This window comes from Streptomyces triticagri, assembly GCF_003429565.1.
In the GTDB taxonomy this organism is placed as follows: Bacteria; Actinomycetota; Actinomycetes; order Streptomycetales; family Streptomycetaceae; genus Streptomyces; species Streptomyces triticagri.
Window position 1 is genome coordinate 15,132 of sequence record NZ_QUAK01000031.1, and the last position, 23,100, is coordinate 38,231.

General features: G+C 71.6%; 20 protein-coding genes and 2 tRNA genes. 5 read left to right on the forward strand and 17 right to left on the reverse strand.

Translation table 11 applies throughout. The features are described from left to right. Window positions 1-130 precede the first annotated feature (130 nt). The 10 genes from ruvB to pgsA all read right to left on the reverse strand — a co-directional run bounded on the left by ruvB (window position 131) and on the right by pgsA (window position 8,776). Window positions 131-1,216, reverse strand: a complete 1,086-nt coding sequence (gene ruvB, locus DY218_RS06930) for a Holliday junction branch migration DNA helicase RuvB (RefSeq protein WP_128555033.1) — start codon at window positions 1,214-1,216, stop codon at window positions 131-133. A 75-nt stretch (window positions 1,217-1,291) separates the two neighbouring features. Beyond that, window positions 1,292-1,912, reverse strand: coding sequence for a Holliday junction branch migration protein RuvA (ruvA, locus tag DY218_RS06935; RefSeq protein ID WP_128555034.1), 621 nt, complete (start codon window positions 1,910-1,912; stop codon window positions 1,292-1,294). After that, a complete protein-coding gene (gene ruvC / locus DY218_RS06940; RefSeq protein ID WP_128555035.1) occupies window positions 1,909-2,463 on the reverse strand; it encodes a crossover junction endodeoxyribonuclease RuvC in 555 nt (184 codons plus the stop codon). The genes ruvA and ruvC overlap by 4 nt, the downstream gene beginning before the upstream one ends. 186 nt (window positions 2,464-2,649) lie before the next feature. Then, complete coding sequence (locus tag DY218_RS06945) at window positions 2,650-3,402, reverse strand: YebC/PmpR family DNA-binding transcriptional regulator (RefSeq protein ID WP_128555036.1); 753 nt, start codon at window positions 3,400-3,402, stop codon at window positions 2,650-2,652. Between the two features lie 76 nt (window positions 3,403-3,478). Beyond that, on the reverse strand, window positions 3,479-4,111 hold the full coding sequence (gene pdxT / locus DY218_RS06950) for a pyridoxal 5'-phosphate synthase glutaminase subunit PdxT (RefSeq protein WP_128555037.1): 633 nt from the start codon (window positions 4,109-4,111) through the stop codon (window positions 3,479-3,481). Continuing rightward, the gene (gene pdxS / locus DY218_RS06955) at window positions 4,111-5,034 is read right to left on the reverse strand and encodes a pyridoxal 5'-phosphate synthase lyase subunit PdxS (protein ID WP_128555038.1); all 924 of its coding nucleotides are present in this window, start codon (window positions 5,032-5,034) and stop codon (window positions 4,111-4,113) included. The genes pdxT and pdxS overlap by 1 nt, the downstream gene beginning before the upstream one ends. 202 nt (window positions 5,035-5,236) lie before the next feature. Further along, window positions 5,237-5,800 (reverse strand): LemA family protein, encoded by a 564-nt coding sequence (locus tag DY218_RS06960; protein WP_128555039.1) that lies wholly within the window; start codon window positions 5,798-5,800, stop codon window positions 5,237-5,239. 101 nt (window positions 5,801-5,901) lie between these two features. Continuing rightward, on the reverse strand, window positions 5,902-7,119 hold the full coding sequence (locus DY218_RS06965) for a glycosyltransferase family 4 protein (protein ID WP_128555040.1): 1,218 nt from the start codon (window positions 7,117-7,119) through the stop codon (window positions 5,902-5,904). Continuing rightward, the gene (locus tag DY218_RS06970; protein WP_128555041.1) at window positions 7,116-8,123 is read right to left on the reverse strand and encodes a phosphatidylinositol mannoside acyltransferase; all 1,008 of its coding nucleotides are present in this window, start codon (window positions 8,121-8,123) and stop codon (window positions 7,116-7,118) included. The genes DY218_RS06965 and DY218_RS06970 overlap by 4 nt, the downstream gene beginning before the upstream one ends. Next, a complete protein-coding gene (pgsA, locus tag DY218_RS06975) occupies window positions 8,120-8,776 on the reverse strand; it encodes a phosphatidylinositol phosphate synthase (protein ID WP_128555049.1) in 657 nt (218 codons plus the stop codon). The genes DY218_RS06970 and pgsA overlap by 4 nt, the downstream gene beginning before the upstream one ends. Before the next feature lie 347 nt (window positions 8,777-9,123). On the opposite strand from pgsA, the gene DY218_RS06980 reads away from it, so the two are divergent. Together DY218_RS06980 and DY218_RS06985 are read left to right on the forward strand one after the other, a co-directional pair. Beyond that, entirely contained in the window at window positions 9,124-11,313 is a 2,190-nt protein-coding gene (locus tag DY218_RS06980) for an elongation factor G-like protein EF-G2 (protein WP_128555042.1), read from the forward strand. A gap of 228 nt (window positions 11,314-11,541) precedes the next feature. Beyond that, complete coding sequence (locus tag DY218_RS06985; protein WP_128555050.1) at window positions 11,542-13,206, forward strand: hypothetical protein; 1,665 nt, start codon at window positions 11,542-11,544, stop codon at window positions 13,204-13,206. Between the two features lie 26 nt (window positions 13,207-13,232). On the opposite strand, the gene DY218_RS06990 is transcribed toward DY218_RS06985, so the two are convergent. The 3 genes from DY218_RS06990 to DY218_RS07000 form a co-directional block, all read right to left on the reverse strand. Further along, the gene (locus DY218_RS06990) at window positions 13,233-13,793 is read right to left on the reverse strand and encodes an HIT family protein (protein ID WP_128555043.1); all 561 of its coding nucleotides are present in this window, start codon (window positions 13,791-13,793) and stop codon (window positions 13,233-13,235) included. 117 nt (window positions 13,794-13,910) lie between these two features. Next, window positions 13,911-15,887, reverse strand: a complete 1,977-nt coding sequence (gene thrS, locus DY218_RS06995) for a threonine--tRNA ligase (protein ID WP_128555044.1) — start codon at window positions 15,885-15,887, stop codon at window positions 13,911-13,913. Between the two features lie 131 nt (window positions 15,888-16,018). Continuing rightward, window positions 16,019-17,254 (reverse strand): hypothetical protein, encoded by a 1,236-nt coding sequence (locus DY218_RS07000; RefSeq protein WP_128555045.1) that lies wholly within the window; start codon window positions 17,252-17,254, stop codon window positions 16,019-16,021. 233 nt (window positions 17,255-17,487) lie between these two features. Here DY218_RS07000 and DY218_RS07005 point away from each other — a divergent pair, with 233 nt between their 5' ends. Further along, entirely contained in the window at window positions 17,488-18,213 is a 726-nt protein-coding gene (locus tag DY218_RS07005) for an exonuclease domain-containing protein (RefSeq protein ID WP_128555051.1), read from the forward strand. Between the two features lie 98 nt (window positions 18,214-18,311). Here the strand turns inward: DY218_RS07005 and DY218_RS07010 are convergent. Both DY218_RS07010 and DY218_RS07015 read right to left on the reverse strand, forming a co-directional pair. After that, window positions 18,312-18,383, reverse strand: a tRNA-Val gene (locus DY218_RS07010). Window positions 18,384-18,482: 99 nt separating this feature from the next. After that, window positions 18,483-18,938 carry an SRPBCC family protein gene (locus DY218_RS07015; RefSeq protein WP_128555046.1) on the reverse strand — a complete coding sequence of 152 codons (456 nt, stop codon included), beginning with the start codon at window positions 18,936-18,938 and terminating at the stop codon, window positions 18,483-18,485. A gap of 905 nt (window positions 18,939-19,843) precedes the next feature. On the opposite strand from DY218_RS07015, the gene DY218_RS35795 reads away from it, so the two are divergent. Then, window positions 19,844-21,718 (forward strand): SCO7613 C-terminal domain-containing membrane protein, encoded by a 1,875-nt coding sequence (locus DY218_RS35795; protein WP_407703570.1) that lies wholly within the window; start codon window positions 19,844-19,846, stop codon window positions 21,716-21,718. A gap of 80 nt (window positions 21,719-21,798) precedes the next feature. Here the strand turns inward: DY218_RS35795 and DY218_RS07025 are convergent. Continuing rightward, window positions 21,799-21,870 (reverse strand) — tRNA-Val (locus tag DY218_RS07025). Window positions 21,871-21,937: 67 nt separating this feature from the next. After that, window positions 21,938-22,381 carry a TIGR02611 family protein gene (locus DY218_RS07030; protein ID WP_128555048.1) on the reverse strand — a complete coding sequence of 148 codons (444 nt, stop codon included), beginning with the start codon at window positions 22,379-22,381 and terminating at the stop codon, window positions 21,938-21,940. Window positions 22,382-22,572: 191 nt separating this feature from the next. Here DY218_RS07030 and DY218_RS07035 point away from each other — a divergent pair, with 191 nt between their 5' ends. Continuing rightward, a complete protein-coding gene (locus tag DY218_RS07035) occupies window positions 22,573-22,986 on the forward strand; it encodes an SsgA family sporulation/cell division regulator (RefSeq protein WP_003959770.1) in 414 nt (137 codons plus the stop codon). Window positions 22,987-23,100: the final 114 nt, after the last annotated feature.

The window sequence follows — 23,100 nt, forward strand, 5'->3', positions numbered from 1 at the left end:
GAGCGGCCTGTTGGATGGGGGTGGGCACGCCACCCGCAAGGGCGGCATCGGCGGAGTCTAGGCGAGTCCGCGCCTATGGAACAACGCTCAGCATGGCACCGAGGTTCCTCTCCCGGCCAGTTCCTCGCCGTCACGCCCCGAACAGGTCCCCTTGTCCCGATGTGCCGCTTCCGCGTCCTTGCGGCGGTGCGAGGCCGAGGTGGGCCCATGCCGCTGGAGTCGCGACCCGTCCCCGCGGTGTCCGCGCGAGCAGCCCTTCCCGTACGAGGAAGGGCTCGGCGACCTCCTCGACCGTCTCCCGCTCCTCACCGACCGCGACGGAGAGGGTCGACAGGCCGACCGGGCCGCCGCCGAACAGCTTGAGCAGGGCTTCGAGCACGGCCCGGTCGAGGCGGTCGAGTCCGCGCTCGTCCACCTCGTAGACGCCGAGGGCCGCGGCCGCGATCTCCCGGGTGACGACGCCGTCCGCCTTGACCTGGGCGTAGTCGCGAACCCTGCGCAGCAGTCGGTTCGCGATACGGGGGGTGCCGCGGGACCGTCCGGCGATCTCGGCCGATCCGTCGGCACCGATGGTCACGTCGAGGAGGTGGGCGGAGCGGTCGATGACCAGCTGCAGCTCGGCCGGTTCGTAGAACTCCATATGGGCGGTGAAGCCGAAGCGGTCGCGCAGCGGGGGCGGCAGGAGGCCGGCTCGGGTGGTGGCTCCGACCAGGGTGAACGGCGGAAGCTCGAGCGGGATGGCGGTGGCGCCCGGGCCCTTGCCGACGATGACGTCGACGCGGAAGTCCTCCATCGCCATGTAGAGCATTTCCTCGGCGGGCCGTGACATCCGGTGGATCTCGTCGAGGAAGAGCACCTCGCCCTCCTGGAGCGAGGAGAGGATCGCCGCCAGATCGCCCGCGTGCTGGATCGCGGGCCCGCTGGTGATCCGGATCGGGGCCTCCATCTCGGCCGCGATGATCATCGAGAGGGTCGTCTTGCCGAGCCCCGGGGCACCGGACAGCAGGACGTGATCCGCGGTGGCGCCACGCGCGCGTGCCGCGCGGAGCATCAGGTCGAGCTGCTCGCGCACCTTCTCCTGGCCGATGAACTCGTGCAGGTCCTTGGGCCTGAGTGCGGCCTCGACGGCCTGGTCGTCGCCCGCGGCGGACGCGCCGACCAGTCGCTCGCCCGCCTCGGCGGCGGACGTCTCGTCGGTCGTGTCGTCCCAGTTCATGAGGTGTGCCTCGCGTCTGTCTCGGGTGGGGCGGTGGTGCTGTGCCGGGGTGCTGTTGGGGGCCGAAGTGACCGGTCAGCGGGCCTTGTTCAGAGTCTGGAGCGCGGACTTGAGGAGCTTGCCCACTTCAGGAGTGCCTCCCTCCGCCTCGGCCTGCGGGGTGACGGCGACGACCGCTTCGTCCGCCTCGCGAGTGGCGTACCCGAGGCCGATCAGGGCGGCGTGCAGCTGGTCGCGCCAGGAGGTGTTGCCCGTCTGCAGCGCCTCCGCCACGGCGGCGGAGGCGCTGCCGACCGGTGCGCCGAGGCGGTCCTTGAACTCCAGGAGCAGCTTCTGGGCGCCCTTCTTGCCGATGCCGGGGACGGCGGTGAGTGCCTTCTCGTCCCCGGTGGCGACCGCTCTGCGCAGGGCGTCGGGCGAGTGCACGGCGAGCATGGCCTGGGCGAGCCGGGGGCCGACGCCGCTGGCGGTCTGCAGCAGTTCGAAGATCTGCCGCTCGTCGTCGTCCGCGAAGCCGTAGAGGGTGAGCGAGTCCTCCCGTACGACGAGGGAGGTGGCCAGTTTGGCGGCCTGTCCCAGGCGCAGGCCCGAGAGGGTGTCGGGGGTGCACTGGACGGCCATCCCGACTCCGCCGACCTCGATGACGGCCGAGTCCGGGGCGAGGGCCGCCACTGGGCCGCTGACGAACGCGATCATCGCGTGACCTTCCGTACGGATCCTGTGGGCGGGCCCTGGCGGCGGGCCGCGGCGTGGGCCGCCTGCAGGCGGTTGACCGCGGGGGCGCGCCAGATGTGGCAGATGGCGAGGGCGAGGGCGTCCGCCGCGTCGGCCGGCTTGGGCGGGGCGGTGAGCCGGAGCACCCGGGTCACCATGGCACCCACTTGTGCCTTGTCCGCGCGGCCGCTGCCGGTGACGGCGGCCTTGACCTCGCTCGGGGTGTGCAGGGCGACGGGCAGTCCGCGGCGTGCCGCGCAGAGCATCGCGACGGCGCTGGCCTGCGCCGTGCCCATCACCGTGCGGACGTTGTGCTGGCTGAAGACGCGCTCGACCGCGACGAATCCCGGGCGGTGGGTGTCCAGCCACTCCTCGATGCCCTGCTCGATGGCGACTAGGCGCTGTGCGGTGTCGAGCTCGGAGGAGGTGCGCACGACTCCGACGCCGACCATCGTCAGGGGTCGTCCCGCGGTGCCCTCGACGACGCCGACACCGCACCTGGTCAGGCCGGGGTCCACGCCGAGCACCCGCATCCCGCACCGCCCCCTTCAGCTTCGCTCATGTGTTTGTGCAGGCTATCGGCTCGCACTGACAGCGACGGGTAAAGCCGAGGGCCGACGGGGTGTGTCCCCGCCGGCCCTCGTGCTCACCGCCGTCTCACCGCCATGCGGTCGGCCCGGCACGCGAGGCGCCCGGCCCGCGAGCCGTCATCGCCCCTGTCAGGCGTCGACCTTCTCCATGACCTCGTCGGACACGTCGAAGTTCGCGAAGACGTTCTGCACGTCGTCGCTGTCCTCGAGGACGTCGATCAGCTTGAAGATCTTGCGGGCGCCGTCCTCGTCCAGTTCGACCTGCATCGTCGGTACGAAGTTCGCCTCGGCCGAGTCGTAGTCGATGCCGGCGTCCTGGAGGGCGGTGCGGACCGCGACCAGGTCGGTGGCCTCGCTGAGTACCTCGAAGGACTCACCGAGGTCGTTGACCTCCTCGGCGCCCGCGTCCAGGACCGCGCCGAGCACGTCGTCCTCGGACAGCTCCGCCTTGGGGACGATCACCACGCCCTTGCGGTTGAACAGGTACGACACCGAGCCCGGGTCGGCCATCGAGCCGCCGTTGCGCGTCATGGCGACGCGGACATCGGACGCCGCGCGGTTGCGGTTGTCGGTGAGGCACTCGATGAGCACCGCGACGCCGTTCGGTCCGTAGCCCTCGTACATGATCGTCTCGTAGTCGGCGCCGCCGGCCTCCAGGCCCGCGCCGCGCTTGACCGCGGAGTCGATGTTCTTGTTGGGGACGGACTGCTTCTTCGCCTTCTGGATGGCGTCGTACAGCGTCGGGTTTCCGTCGATGTCGGCGCCGCCCATGCGCGCCGCGACCTCGATGTTCTTGATCAGCTTCGCGAAGAGCTTGCCGCGCTTGGCATCGATCACGGCCTTCTTGTGCTTCGTCGTGGCCCATTTAGAGTGGCCGGACATCTGCCTGTCTCCTTCGCGTAACCAATCTCCGTACGAACGCCAGAGATCCTACCGGGATCCCGTGGCTGTCCGAGCCTCAGACCGCCCGGGCCCGCTCCGGGACACGCCCCGCACCGGTCCGCTCACGGACCATTCGGACGAACAGGGCATGCATCCGGTGGTCGCCGGTGAGCTCCGGGTGGAACGAGGTGGCGAGGGCGGCGCCCTGGCGTACGGCGACGATGTGGCCTTCGTGCTCGGCCAGCACCTCCGCGTCAGCGCCGGCCGACTCGACCCAGGGTGCACGGATGAAGACGCCGTCGACCGGACCGCCCTCGACCCCGGTGACGTCGACCGCGGCCTCGAAGGACTCGTTCTGCCGGCCGAAGGCGTTCCGCCGCACGATCATGTCGATGCCCCCGAAGGTCTCCTGTCCGGAGCGCGGGTCGAGGATCTTCTCGGCGAGCATGATCAGGCCCGCACAGGTCCCGTAGACCGGCATTCCGTCCTGCACGCGCGCGCGGACGGGCTCCAGGAGTCCGAAGAGCGCGGCCAGTTTCGAGATCGTGGTGGATTCGCCGCCGGGTACGACGAGGGCGTCGACCTCGGCCAGCTCGCCGGGCCGGCGCACGGTGGTGGTCCGTGCGCCGGCCGCGGTGAGCGCCGCCAGGTGTTCGCGTACGTCACCCTGCAGGGCGAGGACGCCGATCAGCGGAGCGGCGTCGGTCATCACCAACCCCGGTTCGCGTAGCGCTCGTTCTCGGGCAGGGTGTCGCAGTTGATGCCGACCATGGCCTCGCCGAGGTTGCGGGAGGCGTCGGCGATGACGGACGGGTCGTCGTAGAACGTGGTCGCGCGGACGATGGCGGCGGCGCGCTTGGCCGGGTCACCGGACTTGAAGATGCCGGAGCCGACGAAGACGCCCTCGGCGCCGAGCTGGCGCATCAGGGCGGCGTCGGCGGGGGTGGCCACACCGCCGGCGGAGAACAGCACGACGGGCAGCCTGCCGAGCTCGGCGGCCTCCTTGACCAGCTCGTACGGGGCGCGCAGATCCTTGGCCGCGGCGTACAGCTCGTGGTTGTCGTAGCCGCGCAGGCGGGCGATCTCGTTCTTGATCTGGCGCAGGTGGCGGACCGCCTCGACCACGTTGCCGGTGCCGGCCTCGCCCTTGGAGCGGATCATGGCGGCGCCCTCGGCGATACGGCGCAGGGCCTCGCCGAGGTTGGTGGCGCCGCAGACGAACGGGGTGGTGAAGGCGAACTTGTCGCTGTGGTTGACCTCGTCGGCCGGGGTCAGCACCTCGGACTCGTCGATGTAGTCGACGCCGAGCGACTGCAGGACCTGGGCCTCCACGAAGTGGCCGATACGGGACTTCGCCATCACCGGGATGGAGACCGCGCCGATGATGCCCTCGATCATGTCCGGGTCGGACATCCGGGCCACACCGCCGTCCTTGCGGATGTCCGCCGGGACCCGCTCCAGGGCCATCACGGCGACCGCACCGGCGTCCTCGGCGATCTTGGCCTGCTCGGGCGTGACCACGTCCATGATCACGCCGCCCTTGAGCTGCTCGGCCATACCGCGCTTCACGCGCGCGGTGCCGGTGGCTGCGGACTCGGCCGAAGGGGAGCTGGAAGAAGGCGTGCTGGACACGGGAGACCTCGCTGGGGAGAAGTGAATTCCTGCACTTCAGAGCCAACCTCCGGGGCGGGGCCACTTCAAGGGCCAATGGTGAGGCGGTGGCTCATTCTCGGGACGCGCCGCCCGGCCGGGTGCCCACTGCGCTCCTGCACCTGCCTCTACGCGCGCGTGGTGCCCCGTGCACCTGCCTACGCGCGCGTGGCCGGTCCGCCTGCTACGCGCGCGTGGTGCCCGGTCCGCCGGCACGGTCGGCGAGTACGGCGGGCGGCTCGTCGTCCATCTCGACCGCGAGCGGGAACGGCGCATGGCCGGCGAGCCGGAACCAGCGCACCGTGCGGTGCCGGCGCAGGGCCCGCGCGGCGCGTACGGCGTCGTTGTGGAAGCGCCGGGCCATCGGCACCCGCCGTACCGCCTGGGCGAGTTCACCGGCGGCCTCGTCCCCGCCGGAGGCCTCCTGCACCAGCTCGAGCACCTCTTGCTCGGCGAACACCGCACGCAGGGCCTGGCTGAGCTCGCTCTCGGCCACCTCCCGCTGGTCCTCGGCCGCCTGCCGCGCGGCGTGCGCGGCCTCGTACAGCACGATCGACGCGGCCGGGTCGAGGATCGAGGAGGTGGCCAACTCCTGGGCGACGGACGCCCGGCGCAGCAGTTGCGCGTCGAGGGCGGCCCGTGCGGCGTCGATCCGGGCGTGCAGGCGGTCGAGCCGGCCGGCCGTCCAGCTGAGGTACAGGCCGATCGCGAACAGGACGACGGCGATCCAGATCAGAGTGGAGGTCACGGGCGGCAAGGCTACCGTCGCGATGCCCCCTCATCGCACGCCGATGGCCCTGCACCGCACACCGGGGGGAACGGCCCTCCCGCGCACGGGAGGGCCGTCGTTCAGCTCTTGGCGAGCCCCAACCGGGCCCGCAGTCCGACCCGTTCGTCGGCCGCCACCGAAGCGGCGCCATCGGTGACCGTCTCGTAGACGGCGAGGATGTCCGCACCGACCGTCGACCAGTCGAAGCGCCGCACATGGGCGCTCCCCCGCTCGCGCAGCCCGGCCCTGCGCTCCGGGTCGCCGAGCAGGCGGATCGCGGCGTCCGCGAGCGCGTCCGCGTCCTCGTTGGCGAACAGATCGCCGGCCGCGCCCTGGTCCAGGACCTGCGCGAAGGCGTCCAGGTCCGATGCGAGCACGGGAGCCCCCGCGGACATCGCCTCGACGAGGATGATGCCGAAGCTCTCGCCGCCGGTGTTGGGCGCCACGTACACATCGACACTGCGCAGCAGCCGGGCCTTGTCCTCGTCGCTGACCATGCCGAGGAACTCCACGCGTTCGCGCATCTCGGCGGGCAGGCTCTCGACGGCCTCCTCCTCGTCGCCCCGGCCGGCCACCAGGAGCCGTGTGCCGGGGCGTTCGGCGAGGATCCTCGGCAGGGCCTGCATCAGCACGGGCAGTCCCTTGCGGGGCTCGTCGATGCGGCCGATGAAGCCGATCGTGCCGGTGTCGTCCCGGCCGTCACCGGTGCCGGAGCCGTCGCTCGCCGCGCGTGCGGCGGCCGACTGCCATTCGGCCTTCGGCTCGGCGCGGGCGAAGAAGTCCACGTCCACGCCGTTGGGGATGACCACCGCGTCGCCACCGAGGTGCTCGACGAGCGTGCGTCGCGCGTACTCGCTGACCGCGATCCGAGCGCTGATCTTCTCCAGAGCGGGCTGCAGGATGGGATAGGCGGCGATCATCGCGCGGGAGCGCGGATTGGACGTGTGGAACGTGGCCACGATCGGCCCCTGGGCGGCCCAGCAGGTGAGCAGCCCGAGCGAGGGCGAGGCGGGTTCGTGGATGTGGATCACATCGAACGTGCCGTCGTGCAGCCATCGGCGTACCCGACTCGCCGACAGGAAGCCGAAGTTGAGCCGTGCCACCGAGCCGTTGTACGGCACCGGCACGGCACGGCCCGCCGACACCACGTACGGCGGCAGCGGAGTCTCGTCGTCCGCCGGTGCCAGTACGGAGACCTCGTGGCCGAGGCGGATCAGATGCTCCGCCAGGTCCCGGATGTGGAACTGCACGCCACCCGGCACGTCCCACGAGTAGGGGCAGACGATCCCGATCCTCATGCCGAGGTCCCCTCGCCGGGCCCGGACGTCCGCGCGTCGTCCCGCACGCGCGCGTGGTCACCGTCGTGACGCCCCGGCGCGGGTCCCGCATCGCCGGCCACGCGCGCGGGGTCCTTCGCCGGATCCAGGTCGGCGAGCCACAGCCGCTGCAGCATGTGCCAGTCCTCCGGGTGCTCGGCGATGCCCGAGGCGAAGGCATCGGCCAGCGCCTGTGTCATGGAGGACGTCTTCTCGGCGCGCGTGCCTGTCTCGGGGACCTCGACCGGTGGATGGACCCGGCCCTGCATGACCCGCGAGGCGTCGTACCAGAGGGTCACGGGCAGCAGCAGGGCCCCGGTCTGCTGGGCGAGCAGCGCGGGGCCGGCCGGCATCCGCGCGGCGTCGCCGAAGAACGAGACCTCGACCCCGGACGCGGACAGATCGCGGTCGGCGACCAGGCAGACGAGGCCGCCGGCCCGCAGCCGCCGTGCGAGCGTGCCGAACGCGGCGCCACCGGTGTGCGGCAGCACCTCCATGCCGAGGCTGCCGCGATAGGCCACGAAACGGTCGTACAGGGACTCCGGCTTGAGGCGCTCCTGCACGGTGGTGAACGGCGTCTCGAGTTTGGTGGTGACCCAGGCGCCGGCCAGATCCCAGTTGGCCAGGTGCGGCAGCGCGAGGATCACGCCGCGGCCGGAGGCGAGACCGTCGGTGAGATGGTGCAGGTCCTTGGGCTCGAAGCCGTCCTTGATGCGCTGCGTGCCCCACGCGGGCAGCCGGAAGGACTCCATCCAGTACCGCATGTACGACCGCATGCCGGCCCGGGACAAGGCACGCAGTCGCTCGGGCGTCGCATCGGGCACCACGCGCGCGTAGTTGGCCTCCAGGCGTCGCACCCCGGTACCGCGCCGGCGCCAGGCCAGATCGGCGATGGTGCGGCCGAGGCGTACGGCGACGGGCTCGGGGAGCTTCTTGACCGAGCCCCAGGCGAGCCCGTAGAGGCCGTCGGTGAGCTTCTCCTTCATGCGGCGCCGCCCTCGGCCGACGCGGCATCCGCCTCGGCCGCCTCGCGGCGCACCGTGACGACCCGCTGGGCGAGCGTGATCAGGCTGCCGACGGCCACGATCCACAGCGCGATGGGCAGCAGTACGTCGATGCCGGGGACCCCGAAGCCGTGCAGCCCCGCGAGGCCCGCGGCGACCAGCGAGATCACCAGCCGCTCCGCCCGTTCGATCAGGCCGTTGACGGCGACCGGCAGACCGATCGACTCGCCGCGTGCCTTCGTGTACGAGACGACCTGGCCGCTGGCCAGGCAGAAGATCGCCACCGCGCACAGCAGATCGTTGTCACCGCTGCCCGCGTACCAGAGCGCGAAGCCGCCGAAGATCGCGCTGTCGGCGACCCGGTCGAGGGTGGAGTCGAGGAAGGCTCCCCACCGGCTGGAGACCCCGGCCTGCCGGGCCATGTTGCCGTCGACGAGGTCCGAGAAGACGAACAGCGTGATGACGATCGTGCCCCAGAAGAACTCGCCCCGGGGGAAGAACACCAGTGCCCCCGCGACCACCCCGGCCGTGCCGATCAGTGTGACCGCGTCCGGGCTCACCCCCCGACGAAGCAGAAACGCGGCGAACGGCGTGAGGACACGCGTGAAGAATGCACGCGCGTACTTGTTCAGCATGGCCTTCCCGGGGGTTCGGTGGCCGGCGAGCCCCTGCGGCCACCGGCGCTGGCCCATCGTAGTCACGCGCGCGTGGACCCCACCTCCGCAGCCCCCGCCCGGCTCCGTCGCGGCCCGCCCGCGAGGTCGCGCACCTCCGCAGTCCGCCTGCCCACGCGCGCGTGGGCGTCTGCTTCGAGCGACGTGCGGCGATCCCGTGAGACGTATGGACGCACCAGGACCCGAGTGGAAAGCTCGAAGGACCGCGGGCGTCGCCGGAGCCGCCCCCACACGCGGTCCTCGCGTGTCCGCGCCCTCTCCCCCACCGTGCAAACGCAATCGGGAGTCATCCCATCGGGAGGCACAGCATGGGCGACAAGGCGAGCACACATCCCGGGGCCGCCGGCAGAGCAGCGACGGCCGACCGTCCCGCTTCGATACGGAACGTGGTACTGGTCGGCCACAGCGGTTCGGGAAAGACCACCCTGGTGGAGGCCCTGGCACTGACCGCGGGAGCGGTGAACCGCGCGGGGCGCGTGGAGGACGGCACGGCCGTCTCGGACCACGACGAGATCGAGCACCGTCAGCAACGTTCGGTCCAGCTGTCCCTGGTTCCTCTGCAGTGGGACGGCATCAAGATCAACATCCTGGACACTCCCGGCTATGCGGATTTCGTCGGGGAACTGAGGGCCGGTCTGCGCGCCGCGGACGCGGCCCTCTTCGTCGTCTCGGCCGCGGACGGCGTGGACGGCGCGACCCGGATGGTCTGGGAGGAGTGCGCGGCCGTCGGCATGCCGCGCGCCATCGTGGTCACGCACCTGGAGGCGGCGCGGGCGGACTTCACGGAGATGACACGGATCTGCGCGGACGCCTTCGGCGCCGAGGACCCGGACGCCGTACTGCCGCTGTATCTGCCGTTGCACGGAGCGCAGGGCCCGGACGGGCACGCTCCGGTGACCGGTCTGGTCGGTCTGCTGTCGCAGCGGGTCTTCGACTACGCCTCCGGCGAGCGCAAGGAGTCGGAGCCGGACCCGGAGCGGCTGCCGGCGATCGAGGACGCCCGCAACCGCCTCATCGAGGGCATCATCGCGGAGAGCGAGGACGAGTCCTTGATGGACCGCTATCTCGGCGGCGAGGACATCGACCAGAAGACCCTGGTCGACGATCTGGAACGGGCCGTCGCACGCGGCACCTTCCACCCCGTGCTCGCCGCCGCGCCCGCCGCGGAGGGCGCCCGGCACGGCATCGGCACGGTCGAACTGCTGGAGCTGATCACCGGTGGCTTCCCGACGCCGCTGGAGCGCGAGGCACCACCGGTGACGACTCCCCAGGGGGCCGAGCGCGCGACGCCCGTCTGCGATCCCGAGGGCCCTCTGGTCGCCGAGGTGGTGAAGACCTCGTCCGATCCGTACGTCGGCCGGGTCTCCCTGGTGCGCGTCTTCTCCGGGACCCTGCGGCCGGACGCGACCGTGCACGTATCGGGGCACGGCCTGGCGGACCGCGGCCACGAGGACCACGATCTGGACGAGCGCATCGGCGCGCTGTCCGCACCGTTCGGCAAGCAGCAGCGGGTCCTCTCCTCGTGCATCGCGGGCGATCTGGCGTGTGTGGCACGGCTGACCCGCGCGGAGACCGGAGACACCCTCTCGGCCAAGGACGACCCGCTCCTGATGCAGGCGTGGTCCATGCCGGACCCGCTGCTTCCGCTGGCCATCCAGGCACACAGCAAACCGGACGAGGACAAGCTGTCCCAGGGGCTCGCCCGGCTGGTCGCCGAGGACCCGACGATGCGCCTCGAGCACAATCAGGACACCCACCAGGTCGTCCTGTGGTGTCTGGGCGAGGCCCACGCCGACGTCGCCCTCGAGCGGCTGCGCAGCCGCTACGGCGTTCAGGTGGACGTCGTAGCGCACCGCGTCGCGATGCGTGAGACCTTCGCCGGCAAGGCGGCGGGCCGCGGACGGCACGTCAAGCAGTCCGGCGGCCACGGCCAGTACGCCATCTGCGAGATCGAGGTGGAACCGCTGCCCGGCGGATCGGGCATCGAGTTCGTCGACAAGGTGGTGGGCGGCGCGGTGCCGCGCCAGTTCATCCCCTCGGTGGAGAAGGGCGTACGGGCCCAGGCGCAGCGCGGCCTCGCGTCAGGGCACCCGATCGTCGACGTCCGGGTCACACTGCACGACGGCAAGGCGCACTCCGTGGACTCCTCCGACGCCGCCTTCCAGACCGCCGGCGCCCTGGCGCTGCGGGAGGCCGCCGCGGACGCCGCGATCCATCTGCTCGAACCGGTCGCGGAGGTACGGGTCCTGGTGCCGGACGAGTTCGTGGGCGCGGTGATGAGCGATCTGGCCGGCCGCAGGGGCCGGGTGGTCGGCACCGAACAGTCGCCGGGCGGACGGACCTTGGTGCGCGCCGAGGTGCCCGACATCGAGATCGGCCGGTACGCGGTCGATCTGCGCTCCCTCTCGCACGGCACCGGCCGTTTCGGGCGCAGCTACGTACGGCACGAGCCGATGCCCGCGGCGCTTGCGGCGAAGCTCAGGGAGGAGGAGGCCTGAGCAGGTCCGAGCGGTGCGCCGGAGCGCCGGCCGGACCGGGCCCGTGGCTGAATCCGCCTGTTCAACTCCGCTGTCACCGACCGCTGTTCGGACGTCCCCTGCCGATTGTCGGTGGCCCCCGATACATTGATGATCTGCGGTACGGGCACGGTGACCTCGGGGCCGGAATCCTCGACGGATCGCCGGGCCGGGCAGGTCGGCAAGGGCCGCGTCGGCGGCAGTGCGGTGATGGGGGCAGCAGTGGCGGATTTCTTCGACTTCAGGCCTGGTGCACAGGTGCCGTTGTCGGGCGCGGCGGGCGAGACCGCGGCGACGCACGCCCTGGCCTCGGCCGCGTACCGCGACGTCCCGGTCGACGAGATCCTCAAGGCGAACAGCGAATGGCACAAGTCCACGGTGAAGAAGGGCAAGTTGTCGCTCTTCGCACCGAATCTGGGCGAGGCGTTCTCGCACGCCGTGCAGACTCGGATGCTCGGCGGCGCACGCAAGCCGCTGATCCAGTCGTTCGGCATGGAGCCGCAGTCGGTCGTCGAGCACTGCCTGGCGGCGAACGGCGTCCGCAAGGCCAGGGACACCCGACTGACCGGCGTCACCTTCCTGTTCGGGGTGCTGTTCCTGCCGGGGCTGCTCGTCTGGCTGCTGATCTTCCAGATCCGCAAGACGCTGGGCGCCATGAAGGACCGCCGGATGGCCGCGCTCGGCACGGCGGTCCTGGTGGCCGCCTGCGGTCTCGGGATCCTGTATCTGATCAAGCTTCCGTTCACGGGCCTGCTCGGCCTGTACATACGGGCGATGGTCGTCGTGCCCGTGATCGGCTGGCTGCTCGCCAAGCAGATCTGCGAGCGTACGGCGCGTGATCTGCGGGATCGCTGGGGAGGGCTGCTCGCGGGCGGCGGCGTCGGCCCCAAGATCCCGGAGGCGGTCCCGAGCAATCCCAATCAGACCGCGGCCGAGCGCCTGCGCCAGAGCCTCGCCCGGCTGACCGCGGAACAGCATTCGAACTCGGTGTTCTACGCCGGCCCCAAGGGCATCCTCGGCATGGGCACCCGCTGGGGCAGCTGGCAGCTCGCGGAGGAGCTGACACCGCTGGACGGGAAGTCGGAGATCAACCCGTTCCGCAGTTGGGACGTCGTCCGCGCAATCCACGACCAGCTGCTGCTGTTGGAGCGCGGTCCGCTGCACACCGGCGGCTTCCCGAAGCCGTCCATACGCCACTGGGTGGTCTCCCCGGTGGGGGAGAACGCGGGCGAGGTGTCCCGCCCCGGCGGCACCGATGTCGAGGCCTTCCAGATCAAGCCCCACGAGATACAGCGGATCTGCAACGAGCAGCAGTTCGGCAGCGGGGACCGGCACTACCTCGGCGTCCAGTTCGTGCTCTGGGACGGCCAGTTGGTGATCACCATGCTGATCACCGTGACCGTGCTGCACGAGACGCTGCGCATCGAGGTGACCGGGCATGCGCTCGGGCCGGTGCACCCGCTCTTCACCACCAAGCCGAAGGCCAAGGTCAAGGAGGTCTCACGGACGGTCAAGTTCTGGGAGACCAAGGAGGTCAAGCAGCCTCTGGTGGAGACCTCGGAGGTGGTGCGGCTCGCCGCCCGCGCCCCCTTCACCTGGTTCCCTCCGCTGCTGAGCTACCTGGGCGGGAAGCTGACCCTGCCGGAGCCCTTCGGCCTGCGGCACGCCTGGGCGGACAAGCCCTGGCGCCACCGGTTCATGGCCGACGACGCCCTGCGCGCGGCCACCCCCGTACTGCGTGTGGTGCACGCCTCGGCCATGCGGGTCCTGGAGGAGAACGGCGTGAACACCGAGCGCTTCGGCAACCGCTCGCTCTTCCTGAGCAACATGGTGCAGGAGGCGTCCCCCCGCAAGGCCGACGTGTACGACGCATAGCGGCGCCCCCGCAGGGGCACGTACGGTCAGTCCACCGGCCAGGCGTCCGCGAGCATCTTCCGGGTGTCCGCGAGGAGTTGCGGCAGCACCTTGGTGTGCCCGACCACGGGCATGAAGTTGGTGTCACCGCCCCAGCGCGGCACCACATGCTGATGCAGATGCGCGGCGATGCCTGCGCCGGCCACCGTGCCCTGGTTCATCCCGATGTTGAATCCGTGCGCGCCGGACGCCGCCCGCAGGGCCGTCATGGCCCGCTTGGTCTGCTCGGCCAGCTCGGCGGTCTCCGCGGCGTCAAGCTCGGTGTAGTCGGCGATGTGCCGGTACGGCACGACCATCAGATGGCCGCCGTTGTACGGGTACAGATTGAGCACCGTGTACACGTGCTCGCCGCGGGTGATGATGAGCCCGTCCTCGTCGGACTTGGCCGGGATCGCGCAGAACGGACAGCCGTCGCCGGCCTCGGGCCCACTGGGCTTGTTCTCACCCTGGATGTAGGCCATCCGATGGGGCGTCCACAGGCGCTGGAAGGCGTCCTGGGTCCCCACTCCGATCTGCTGCTCCGGCTCACTCGTCATGGTGTGCAGCATATGACTTCACCGCGGCGGAACGTGTGGCCGGGGCGGGGTCCGGAGCACGGCGAAGCCCCCGGAGCAGCCTGCTCCGGGGGCTCGTCCGGCGGCGGTACGCGCAGCGGCCGCGGTCGCTCAGACCTGCACGCGGCGCTCGACCACGTCGGCCAGCTTGGCGAGTGCGTCCTCGCGCGCGATGCCGTTCTCCTGCGAGCCGTCCCGGTACCGGAAGGACACCGTGCCCGCGTTCATGTCGTCGTCACCGACGATGATCATGAACGGCACCTTCTGCTTCTGCTGGTTGCGGATCTTCTTCTGCATCCGGTCCGAGGATGCGTCCACCTCCACCCGCAGCCCTCGCTTGCGCGCATCGGCCGCGAACTCCTGCAGATACTCGACATGCGCGTCCCCGACCGGGATACCGACCGCCTGCACGGGCGCGAGCCACGCCGGGAAGGCACCCGCGTAGTGCTCGAGCAGCACGGCGAAGAACCGCTCGATGGAGCCGAAGAGCGCCCGGTGGATCATGACGGGTCGCTGCTTGGCACCGTCCGGGCCGGTGTACTCGAGGTCGAAGCGCTCCGGCAGGTTGAAGTCCAGCTGTACGGTGGACATCTGCCAGGTACGCCCGATGGCGTCCTTCGCCTGCACGGAGATCTTCGGCCCGTAGAAGGCGGCGCCGCCCGGGTCGGGCACCAGCGGCAGCCCCTGCTTCTCGGCGACCTGCGCGAGCACCTCGGTGGCCTCTTCCCAGGCCTCGTCGGAGCCGACGTATTTCTCCGGGTCCTTGGTGGACAGCTCCAGATAGAAGTCGTTCAGCCCGTAGTCGCGCAGCAGGCCGAGGACGAAGGTGAGCGTCTTGTCGAGCTCGTCGGCCATCTGCTCGCGGGTGCAGTAGATGTGCGCGTCGTCCTGCGTGAAGCCCCGGGCGCGGGTCAGGCCGTGCACGACGCCGGACTTCTCGTACCGGTACACGGTGCCGAACTCGAAGAGGCGCAGCGGCAGTTCACGGTACGAACGGCCGCGCGCATCGAAGATCAGGTTGTGCATCGGGCAGTTCATGGGCTTGAGGTAGTAGTCCACGCCCTCGTCGAGCTGCATGGGCGGGTACATGCCGTCCGCGTACCAGTCCAGGTGGCCCGAGGTCTCGAAGAGCTTCCCCTTGGTGGCGTGCGGGGTGTAGACGAACTCGTAGCCCTCCTCCTCGTGCCGGCGGCGCGAGTAGTCCTCCATGACCCGGCGGACGATGCCGCCCTTGGGGTGGAAGACGGCGAGGCCGGAGCCGATCTGCTCGGGGATCGAGAACAGGTCCAGCTCGCTGCCGAGACGGCGGTGGTCGCGCTTCTCGGCCTCGGCGAGGAACTCCAGGTGCGCCTTGAGCTCGTCCTTGGTGGGCCAGGCGGTGCCGTAGATGCGCTGCAGCATCGGGTTCTTCTCGCTGCCCCGCCAGTACGCGGCCGCGTTCCGCATCAGCTTGAACGCCGGGATGTTGCGGGTGGTGGGCAGGTGCGGGCCTCGGCAGAGGTCCTTCCAGCACAGGTCGCCGGTCTTCGGGTCGAGGTTGTCGTAGATCGTCAGCTCGCCCGCGCCGACCTCCACGTCCGCGCCGTCGTCGCTGGAGGCGGAGCCCTTGAGCCCGATCAGCTCCAGCTTGTACGGCTCGTCGGCGAGCTCCTCGCGGGCGGCCTCGTCGGTGACGACGCGGCGCGAGAAGCGCTGCCCGCGCTTCTGGATCTCCTGCATCTTCTTCTCGACGGCCTTGAGGTCCTCGGGGGTGAACGGCCGCTCGACGTCGAAGTCGTAGTAGAAGCCGTCCTTGACCGGCGGGCCGATGCCGAGCTTGGCCTCGGGGAACAGCTCCTGGACGGCCTGGGCCATCACATGTGCGGTGGAGTGCCGCAGGATGTTGAGCCCGTCCTCGGAGGAGATCTCGACGGGCTCGACCTCCTCGCCGTCCTGCACTGTGTACGCGAGGTCCTTCAGCTCGCCGCCCACGCGCGCGGCGACGACGGTGCGCTCACCGGGGAAGAGCTCGGCGGCCGTAGTGCCCGTCGTCACCACGCGCTCTTCCCGCTCGGAATCGCGTTGGATGATCACACGGACGTCTGACACCGGTCTCTCCTGCCTGATGGGGGCGCCACAGCGGACACTGCGCGTCTGAATCGTACCGAGCGGAGGGGGCGCACCGCTAAACGGTCGGGCGGCACCGCGGCGACGGCGCCGCCACCTCCGGCCGGTGCCCGTCAGGGCTGCTCTTCGTGCCCCGCATCCGGCTCGGAGCTCTCCTCCAGGACGTCGAGATTCTTCCGCAGCGCCCTCAGCATGCGATCCCGCTCCCCCGAGCCCGCCCCGACCGGTGTCACACCCGTCGCATCCGTGAGCCACCGGAAGCCGCCGCGGCTGCGCAGCCGCCCCTCGACGCGCAGCGGCAGCCCGACCAGATGCGCACTGCCCGCGATCCGGTACGCCTGCTCGTCGAGCGTCATCCGTACGTGCGTCACCTCGGCGCCCGTGATGACCCGCAGCCGTACGGTGCCGGGTCCGCTCGGGCCCGGCCTGCGCAGCCGCAGGACCGTGCCGGTGAGACGCACCGGAACCGACGGCTCGATCCGCAGATAGCGCGCACTCGCCTCCCGCAGCGCCGGCAGATCCTCCGGGGAGAACTCGACGGGTTCCGGGCGGGCAGGACATGCGGCCGGCGGCCCCGCCGCGGGCGCCCAGCCGAACTCGACCCTGGCGCCCTCACTCCCGCGTACGAGGGCGGTGATCGCCCGGGTCAGTTCATGGCTGACCCCGGCCTCGACGGCGGAGTCGAAGGCGTCCATGCCACCCGTCGCCCGACGGTGGTCGACGGCCTCGCGTGCCGCGCACAGCGCGTGGTGCAGTCGTACGGCGAGCGGCCGACCGGACTCCACCGGCAGATAGGCCGTCAGCCGGCGTCCCTCGGCGGCGGGGCCGACGAGGAGCGCGTCGAGCGAGGCGGCGGCCTGCCTGCGGTGCCGCGCACCGTAGTAGCCGGCCCGGGCGAGCATCGCGAGGGAACCGGCCAGGAGCATCTGCCGTGCTGCGCCCCGCAGTTGCTCCTGGCAGCTCCACGGGGCGGACTCGGCGGTGTCCGTCGTCCGCCGGGACCAGCACACCTCGTCGCTGGGCACGGCCAGGGCGACCAGGACGGCGCGGGCGGAGGGTGCGGTGCTGCGGGACAGCGCGAGCAGCGCCTCGCCGAGCAGATCGTCGCTGTCGGGGAAGTCCCGGCGCAGCGGCACGAGGAGGCTCGTACCGGCCGGGCTGCCCGGCGGTGGAGTCCAACGGTCGTATCGCCCTGCGGCCCCCGCGCGGCGCCGCCACCCGTGCCGGTCGAGGAGTGCGCCGAGCACACCGGGGTCGGTGACCGGGGGTCGGGGAGGTGTGGACCGGACTTCGCCGCCCGCGTCGTCGTCGGGGTGCGGCCTGAGAGGTTCGCCGGCCGGGGGATGCATCGGGTCTCCCTCCGCCGCGCGGGCCCGCCGCAGGAGGTCGGTCCCGCCCCCTGCCGTGCCGCTCGACCGGGCGGCTCGTCACCTGTGTTGTCACCGGTCGGCGTACGGCGCAAACGGGGCGGGTATCACCAGCTCGGGCAATGCGGGCAGGACGCGGCCCCGTCAAGGGCGTTGACGGGCGGGCGGACACCTTTCACGCCATCCGCCGTGCAGGGACAGGGAGTTGCTTGACGATGACATCTTGGTACGAGGGTCCCCTGGCCGCGTTCGACATCGTGACCACCGGCGTGGACGTCGAGACCGACCGGATCGTGTCGGCCGCCGTCGTGGTACAGGACTCCGCGGGCGCCCGGCCCCGGGTGTCGCGCTGGCTGGTCAGCCCGGGCATACCGGTGCCGCGTGCGGCGACCGCACGGCACGGGCTCACCGAGGACCGGCTGTGCCGCGAGGGCCGCTGGCCGGCGCCGGTGATGGAGGAGATCGGCCGCGAGCTGGCCGAACTGAGCGCGGCGGGCAAGCCGTTGGTGGTGCTGAACGCACCGTTCGGACTCACGCTGCTCGACCGGGAGTTGCGCCGCCACCGGGCGTCCTCGCTGGCCCGCTATCTCGAGAACCGGCCGCTGTGCGTACTGGACCCCAGGGTGATCGACCGGCATCTGGACCGGCACCGCAAGGGCCGCCGCGACCTGGCCGACCTGTGCGCGGAGTACGGCACCGGCCGGGGCGAGGAGCACGACGCGACCGCGGACGCGCATGCCGCCCTGGAGGTCGCGCGCGCGATCGGGCGCCGGTTCGCGGAGCGTCTCGAGCCCATGTCGCCGGCCGAGCTGCACGCGCGGCAGGCGGTGTGGCACGCGGCCCAGGCGCGCGGCCTCGAGGAGTGGTTCGCGCGCAGCGGTGCGACGGAGTCGGTGGATCCGGCGTGGCCGCTGCGCCCGGAGTTCCGCGCGGCGGCGTGATCGCGCGGACGAACTCGCGCGGGCGAAGAAGAAGCCCGGACACAGAAGCCCGGGCAAAGAAGAAGCCGGTCCGTCTGCGACGGACCGGCCGTTTCCGGTGGGCGATACTGGGTTCGAACCAGTGACCTCTTCGGTGTGAACGAAGCGCTCTCCCACTGAGCTAATCGCCCGGGAACGCACTGAACCATACAGGTCGTCGCGCCGTTCCTTCAAACCAGTACCGCTGCACACGGCCGCCCACCGGCCTGCGGTGTGAACAGCGCGTCGGGTCAGCGGACGTGGTCCGCCGCGAGCCACTCCACGAGCCCGCGCCGACCGCCGCGCATCATCGCCGCGTGATTGAGCAGGAACACCGGTCGCCCCGGCACGGCGAGCCGCCGCATCAGTGGTCGCCGCACCTCGACCTCCTGCTCGAAGACCGCCCTGCTCACCGCCCCGCGGCCGGTCACCGTCCACCGCGCCCAGCCGACGAGGTCCCCGCTCATCGCTATGCCGAGCCGCCCGGCCGCCGGATCGCGCTCCTGCTCCCGCCCGGTCACGAAGAGGTCGTACGGCAGGAGCGAGCGGAAGCGGGCTGTGCCCGTCACCGGGTCGAGCGGCTGCACTTCGCGCACCTGCGGCCACCAGTACGGGTACTCCTCCGCGCGCTCCAGCACCGCGAACACCCGCTCGGGCGCCGCGGGCAGCGCCCAGACGCTGCGGAAGCGGTAGTGGCACCAGTCCATGGGGGCAGTCTGCCCCGCCCGAGTGCGCGATACGTGTCGTGCCGCGTCGCCTACTCAGTCCGATCTGAGTAGCCGTGCGCATCCGGCGGCGGGCGCCCGGGCGCACACTTCGGAACATGCATCCCGTCCCGTCACCCGAGGAACTGCGGATCCTCGATGCCGAACTGGGCCGGCTCGAGGCCCGCCGGGGCCAACTCCTGGCCCGCCGCGCCTTCCTGGTGTCGACGTCGGCGCCGGCGCTCCCCCAGGAAACACCAGGGCCGACCGCACCCGCCGCGCAGCCCTGGGGTTCGTCCTGGAGTGCGACGCCACCCGGCCCCGAGACGAATCCGCCGAGCGTACGGAACGTCCTGCTCGGCCTCGGCGGTGTCCTGCTCGCGGTGGCCGCCGTGGCGTTCACCCTCTTCAGCTGGGGGCATCTGGGCATCGGCGGCCGTGCGGCCGTGCTCGGCGCCGCGACGGCCACCGCCCTGGTGGCGCCGCCGCTCCTGCTGCGCCGCGGGCTCGCTGCGACCGCGGAGACGGTGGCCGCCACCGCTGTGGTCCTGACCCTGCTCGACGCCTACGCCATACACCAGGTGGCCCTCACCGAGGTCGGGGAGTTGCGCTACGCGGCCGTGGCCACGGCGGTACTGGCCGCCCTGTGGGCCGNCGCCATACACCAGGTGGCCCTCACCGAGGTCGGGGAGTTGCGCTACGCGGCCGTGGCCACGGCGGTACTGGCCGCCCTGTGGGCCGGCTACGGTGCGGCGGTCCGGGAGCTGCGGACACCGTTCCCCGTCGCCCTGACTCTGATTCAACTCCCGGCCCTGTTCTGGTGCTTGGCGTCGAATGCGACGGCTCTCGGCTGGGCTTCGACCCTGCTGGTCACCGCCGCCGCGGACTGCCTGCTCGCCCTGCGCCCGATGCACACGGTGCGCCGCGGTATACGCGGCACTGCGTCAGCGGCCGCCTGCGGCACGGGAGCGGCCGGCCTCGCCATCGCCGTGTTCCTCTCGGCAGACGCCGGCACAGCGCCGGCAGCCGTCGGACCCGGTGTGCTACTCGTCGCGGCCGCCGCCTTCGGGCTCCACGCGGCGTCCCGGTTCGCCTCCACGGCCCCGGCCGTCGCGCTGTCCGTGGTGGCCGGCGGCGCGCTCGTGCTCGCACCGGCGGGTGCGGTGAGCGCGGCGCTGCCCACGGGATGGGCCGTCCCGGCCCATCTTCTGTGTGCCGTAGGGGTGTTGGCCCTCTGGTTCGCGCCGTTGCCGCTCGCCCTGCGGCAGGGTCTCGCCCTCGCCTCCGGCGTCGTACAGGCCTGGTCGCTGCTGTGGGCCCTGCCGTCGGTGTCCGCCGCGCTGTCCGCCCCCGCCACGCAGTTGGACTCGGTGTGGTCGGGCTCCTGGTCCGATGCCGGGTACACGACGGGTGCAGGTCCGGCCGCACCGGTCTGCCTGGCCGTGGTGGCCGCCGTACTCCTCGCCGCCCGGCGCCACTTCGAGCCCCCGGCCCCCGACCGCTCCGCGACCACCTCGGCCGCGGCGGCCAACACCCGTACCGCACAAGCAGGTTCGACCGAACCCGAGGCGCCGACAGCCCGTCCCACCGGCACCACAGCGGCAACCGTCCTTCCCTGGCGGACCGCGTCGGTCTGCTGCGCGCTGGTCCTGGCCTGGTCCGCCGGCACGGCGGCCACGGCGGCATTCGACCTGTCGCACCGGGCCGCACTCGCCGCCCACGTCGCACTCGCACTCACGCTCCTCGCCCTCGCCGCCGTACCGGCCCGCCTCGCCGCGTCGAAGCCGCCGCCCGACACGCAGCACCCGGCCCCGCCCCGAACCGCTCTGTCGACGACCGCCACCGTCCTCGCCTGCGCCTCGGCAGTGAGCGCCACCTTCCTCGGCCTCGCCACCCGGCCGGCCACCTGTGCGACGCTCGGCGTCCTGCTCGCCGGCTTCCTGGCCGCGGCGGCCGTCCACCCGGAGGGGCGTGGCCGACGGGTCCCGGCCTGCGGTGCGGTCGTCTGCGCCACTGCGCTCTCGGTGGCCGTACCCGCGAGCCTGGGCGCGCCTCGCCACACGATCGCCGTGCTGCTCCTGGTCGTCCCGGCGGCGACGGCCGCCATCGGCCACCGACTGCGCGCGCTCGGCCCGGCAGCACCCGTCGAACTGACCGGTGCGGGCGCCGGTCTCCTCGGCGTCGCGCTCGCCGCGGACGATGCGCCGCATCTCGCCCTGACGCTCGCCCTTGCGGGCGTGATCGCCACGGCGACGGCCCTGCGCCCGGAACGCCGAGGGGTGCGTCACCTGGCAGCCGTGCTCCTCGTGCTTGCCTGCTGGGTCCGGCTCGCGGCCTGGGACGTCGGCACTCCCGAGGCATACACCCTGCCTGTCACCGTCCCTGCCCTGATCGTCGGCTTCCTGCAGCGCCGCCGCTCCCCCGAGGTGTCGTCGTGGACGGCGTACGGACCGGGGCTCGCGACGACACTGCTGCCCAGCCTGGCCGTGGTGTGGAGCGATCCCGCCTGGCAGCGCCCGCTGCTGCTCGGCACCGCGGCTCTCGCGGTGACCCTGTTCGGCGCCCGTCACGGGCTCCAGGCGCCGCTGACGCTGGGCGCCGCGACCGTCGGCCTGGTCGGCCTGCACGAGCTGGCGCCGTACCTGGCCGAGCTAGTCGGCGCACTCCCCCGCTGGCTCCCGCCGGCGCTCGCGGGCCTGCTGCTGCTCGCCCTGGGCGCGACGTACGAGCACCGGCTGCGGGACGCCCGACGGCTGCGCGACCTCCTGGGCCGCATGCACTGATCCGGAACGGGGATGCGCGGCCGGGCCCGGAGACGACGAAGGTCCGTGAGACTGGACGTCTCACGGACCGACACCTCGGGTGGGCGATACTGGGTTCGAACCAGTGACCTCTTCGGTGTGAACGAAGCGCTCTCCCACTGAGCTAATCGCCCGGGCGCACGGAGAACATTACCGCATGTCAGGGCCGCGTCCGACCATGGACCCCGTGCAGGGCGGCCGTCACTCGTCGACGTTCCAGGGCAGCGCGAGGCCGAACTTCCAGAGGTAGATCCCCACCAGGACGGCCACGATCACCAGGCCCGTCGCAGTAAGGATCATGTTCCGCCGGCGCACCTTCGGATCGAGTGCGCGCTGTGCCGCCTCGGTGACCTTGCGCTTGGTCCAGCGCAGCACCAGCTGGGCCCAGACGAACTCGGTCGCCCAGATCGCCATGCCGCCGAAGATCACCAGCCAGCCCGGCCCGGGCAGCACCAGCATCGCGACACCGGCCCCCACGACGGCGAGGCCGACGATGAAGACGCCGACCTGCCAGCTCATGTGCAGCGCCCTGCGGGACCGGACGAAATCCGGTGCCCGCGAACCGAGCGCCTTCTCGGACTGTTCTTCATCCGGAGAATCGGCGGCCACTGCGACCTCTCCCTCTCCGTCACTCCCCGTGTTCATGCGCCCGGATATTACCGGACGGAAACGCTTCACCGGTTTGGCGGTACCTCGCGAACGTGTCGACCGCTGTACGAGCTACCTAAAGACACCCAAAACACTCAGAGGGGTTTACAACACCACCGTAGGTGGCATGTCGATTTCGCCGACGTGCGAATCCCCGAGCGCACACTGAGCGAAAGGCCCTGGCGCTTATGAACACCACGGTCAGCTGCGAGCTGCACCTGCGCCTCGTTGTGTCGAGCGAGTCCTCACTGCCTGTACCCGCCGGACTGCGGTATGACACGGCCGATCCCTACGCCGTGCACGCCACTTTCCACACCGGAGCCGAAGAGACCGTCGAGTGGGTATTCGCCCGCGATCTCCTCGCAGAGGGGCTCCACCGCCCCACCGGGACCGGCGACGTCCGTGTCTGGCCGTCGCGCAGTCACGGGCAGGGAGTCGTCTGCATCGCCCTGAGTTCCCCTGAGGGCGAGGCTCTGCTCGAGGCCCCGGCGCGGGCCCTGGAATCCTTCCTCAAGCGGACAGATGCGGCCGTGCCCCCGGGCACGGAGCACCGTCACTTCGATCTCGATACGGAGCTCTCGCACATCCTGGCCGAAAGCTGAGCCAGGCAGTCCGCCGGAAAGCAGCCCGGCGCCGTCCGACTCGGGGCGACGGCTCGGGCCAAGACAATCGCATACAGGCAGTGACCGGCGCCGTCGCCGCGGACTCCCCGCGGC

What these genes read in the sequence shown, in the direction of transcription:
- ruvB (WP_128555033.1), bottom strand. Translation starts at nt 1,216, where the DNA reads ATGAACTGGGACGACACGACCGACGAGACGTCCGCCGCCGAGGCGGGC.
- ruvA (WP_128555034.1), bottom strand. Translation starts at nt 1,912, where the DNA reads ATGATCGCGTTCGTCAGCGGCCCAGTGGCGGCCCTCGCCCCGGACTCG.
- ruvC (WP_128555035.1), bottom strand. Translation starts at nt 2,463, where the DNA reads ATGCGGGTGCTCGGCGTGGACCCCGGCCTGACCAGGTGCGGTGTCGGC.
- DY218_RS06945 (WP_128555036.1), bottom strand. Translation starts at nt 3,402, where the DNA reads ATGTCCGGCCACTCTAAATGGGCCACGACGAAGCACAAGAAGGCCGTG.
- pdxT (WP_128555037.1), bottom strand. Translation starts at nt 4,111, where the DNA reads ATGACCGACGCCGCTCCGCTGATCGGCGTCCTCGCCCTGCAGGGTGAC.
- DY218_RS06965 (WP_128555040.1), bottom strand. Translation starts at nt 7,119, where the DNA reads ATGAGGATCGGGATCGTCTGCCCCTACTCGTGGGACGTGCCGGGTGGC.
- DY218_RS06970 (WP_128555041.1), bottom strand. Translation starts at nt 8,123, where the DNA reads ATGAAGGAGAAGCTCACCGACGGCCTCTACGGGCTCGCCTGGGGCTCG.
- pgsA (WP_128555049.1), bottom strand. Translation starts at nt 8,776, where the DNA reads ATGCTGAACAAGTACGCGCGTGCATTCTTCACGCGTGTCCTCACGCCG.
- DY218_RS06980 (WP_128555042.1), top strand. Translation starts at nt 9,124, where the DNA reads ATGGGCGACAAGGCGAGCACACATCCCGGGGCCGCCGGCAGAGCAGCG.
- DY218_RS06985 (WP_128555050.1), top strand. Translation starts at nt 11,542, where the DNA reads ATGGGGGCAGCAGTGGCGGATTTCTTCGACTTCAGGCCTGGTGCACAG.
- DY218_RS06990 (WP_128555043.1), bottom strand. Translation starts at nt 13,793, where the DNA reads ATGCTGCACACCATGACGAGTGAGCCGGAGCAGCAGATCGGAGTGGGG.
- DY218_RS07000 (WP_128555045.1), bottom strand. Translation starts at nt 17,254, where the DNA reads ATGCATCCCCCGGCCGGCGAACCTCTCAGGCCGCACCCCGACGACGAC.
- DY218_RS07005 (WP_128555051.1), top strand. Translation starts at nt 17,488, where the DNA reads ATGACATCTTGGTACGAGGGTCCCCTGGCCGCGTTCGACATCGTGACC.
- DY218_RS07015 (WP_128555046.1), bottom strand. Translation starts at nt 18,938, where the DNA reads ATGGACTGGTGCCACTACCGCTTCCGCAGCGTCTGGGCGCTGCCCGCG.
- DY218_RS35795 (WP_407703570.1), top strand. Translation starts at nt 19,844, where the DNA reads ATGCACACGGTGCGCCGCGGTATACGCGGCACTGCGTCAGCGGCCGCC.
- DY218_RS07030 (WP_128555048.1), bottom strand. Translation starts at nt 22,381, where the DNA reads ATGAACACGGGGAGTGACGGAGAGGGAGAGGTCGCAGTGGCCGCCGAT.
- DY218_RS07035 (WP_003959770.1), top strand. Translation starts at nt 22,573, where the DNA reads ATGAACACCACGGTCAGCTGCGAGCTGCACCTGCGCCTCGTTGTGTCG.